This is a genomic window from Bacillus sp. P4_D3 (assembly GCF_056401855.1).
Window position 1 is genome coordinate 1 of sequence record NZ_JBFUIN010000440.1, and the last position, 2,577, is coordinate 2,577.

Genomic DNA, 2,577 nt, shown 5'->3' on the forward strand with positions numbered 1-2,577 from the left:
TCTAGCGCCGATGGTAGTTGGGACCTTGTCCCTGTGAGAGTAGGACGTCGCCAAGCAACTTTAAGATGAGTCAGAATGACTCGTCTTTTTTGTGTTTAATGAAATAAGCTTGTTATCTATGGTTCAAGAAACCTATTGATAACAAGCTTATTTGTTTAAAGGTAAGTGTATTTATATAGGCTTCACTTTGTTTCTTACATCGATAAGCTCAAAACGTTCATGAGCAAGTAGCATAGTGTTTATTTGTAATAGCTTTGTAGTTATTTGAAATCCACGGATCAATGAAGATAATAAACTGAATAAATATGGCTTTTAAACAAGTTCACTCCATTTATGAGGATCTTTTTCTTAGACATCTTTAATGACGGGATGTTTAATCTCTGAATTGTTTCGTATGATAATGGCTTTAATTCGTGAATAGCAAAGAAGCTACCACATGTTAAATTGAAGTGAACCCGAATAGTGGTACATGAAAAAGTTTGAAGAAAAAAGTTCATTGTAACAGGCTATTTATTTCATTTATCCCGCTATTCGCCGGGCAGTAAAACTCCCACCTCAAAATTCAGCTGGAGCAAAGAAGTTAGGTGGGAGCCCTGCTGCCCGTAAACCCCCACTGATTAAAGTTTCACTTTATTTGTTTTAAATAGTTATATGGTGAAAGTGGTGGAGTTAAAAAGATAATAGCGCGTGTTCTTTTTTCTGAATCTGGCTTTTGAAGAGCGGCGATAATTTCAAAATATAGTTCTTGAAAGTCTTATGTAGTACTTTCGCATATAACATTTTGGATAAAGATGTGTGGATTAATGTTTAGACTCTATAATCTTCTTTGTAGTTTGTTACACGAAATTCCCAAGGAAATCTCTGGGGCGGGAAGATCAGTTGTGAGTAGTAATATTGGAACTGCTCTTGTACATAGTGTTCAGCTTTTTTATAAGTTCTACTTGTTTCCTCTAGTAGTTGGATAAGAATCTTTTTTTGTGTAGCCTTATAAATAAGATAACTAAAGTATAGTTGGCCACTGGTTGCTATTTGAACAGCATATTTGTCTTTATTATCACGTTGATATAAATAAGTTGGAGGAAGAATGGGCTCATCGGGAATAAATGCAGGTAGTTATATACTCTATTTGTAATTTGGTTGGAAATAATGAAACTATATGCTTTGTTAGCAATGCTATTTGCTCTTCTAACGGAAAAGCTTACTGTTTTCTGTATATAGATATAGGATACAACTCTTTAAATTTTATAATTTTGGAGCTTTTATATAGAAGATAAGTGTAAGTGAAAAATTATAGTGTGATTACTTAAATGCAAGGAAGTAGTGGTGTATAACAAGAGGTAGGAACGTTTGTTCTTGAATGGTGTAATGGGCATACTCAATCAATTGAGGCGCTTATTTTCTATTGGACATATGTGTTTAAAGAAGAGCTGCCATACTAGGTTCGGATTTCCAGTATAGCTTGTAACTTTACATACTTTAGTGAAGTGGTTCTTCAGTAAAGTATATTTGATTATTAATATTGGATTTATTGACACTCCCATTGCTAAAGGGGCAACCTGATTAACATCAGTGTGATTCTTGATACCAAAGGCGAAGTCCATTTTTGGTATCGCTGACGTGCAAGATTGTAGTGTGCCATCACTACTCTCACTATAGACCGTATAGGTTCGTGAGCCACGGCGCTATGACAGCTGTATGTTCATATGTTTTAGTGTCTTGTTCTTGTCTATAGTTGACGTGTATCAAAATAATGAGTGTTTTTCTATGAAAGTATCGTGAAATCTGTAAACGAACCAATTATTCTATTTCCAACTGGTTTTATGAAATAATCTACGAATGGTCCTTTACTCATCATAATTTTTAATATTAATTGAATCTAGTCTATAGTCGGTTCATTCTATTATGAATGGTTCAGGAGAGTGTGTGCACTGTTAGAAAGAGATATTGTAATTAAGATAAGGAGAGTAAATGAAGTTGCTAGAAAAGAATTTCTTGTGGAACCCAGTAATGTACGGGGGATAGTCCTCTTGAAATAGAGAGGTTTGTTAGGCGAGATTAGTAGATAGAGGTAGACAATGATTGCTATTTAGTAAAGTCTTCGTGGATTCTTATGTAACCTTTACTAATCGGGAATTTATGGATCGTCAGGCTCACTACTAGCTTCTTTGCTTCAGCCGAACTTTGAGGTGKGAGTCTTACTGTCCGCAAATAGCGGGATAAAGTGGTGTGAACATATTAAATTAAATATCTTTATAAAAAGGTATTGACGATTAGCCTATAGAGGTGTAGTATAGAACAAGTCGCCGATAGCAACAACGCAGAAAGCGACAAAAGAAATAAAAAAACTTGGTTGACATTGAAATATGAAAATGTTAACATAAGGGAGTCGCAAATGAGCGACAAACAAGTTCTTTGAAAACTGAACGAAACAAACAACGTAAACGTCAATTTTTATTTTTAGATGCTAGACAAACTAACTTTATTGGAGAGTTTGATCCTGGCTCAGGATGAACGCTGGCGGCGTGCCTAATACATGCAAGTCGAGCGAATGGATTAAGAGCTTGCTCTTATGAAGTT

At 35.2% G+C, this 2,577-nt stretch carries 1 rRNA gene; it reads left to right on the forward strand.

Features of this window, described 5'->3' with window-relative positions:
- Positions 1-2,479: 2,479 nt before the first annotated feature.
- Positions 2,480-2,577: ribosomal RNA gene (locus AC1DTM_RS22400) — 16S ribosomal RNA — on the forward strand; the annotation flags it as partial.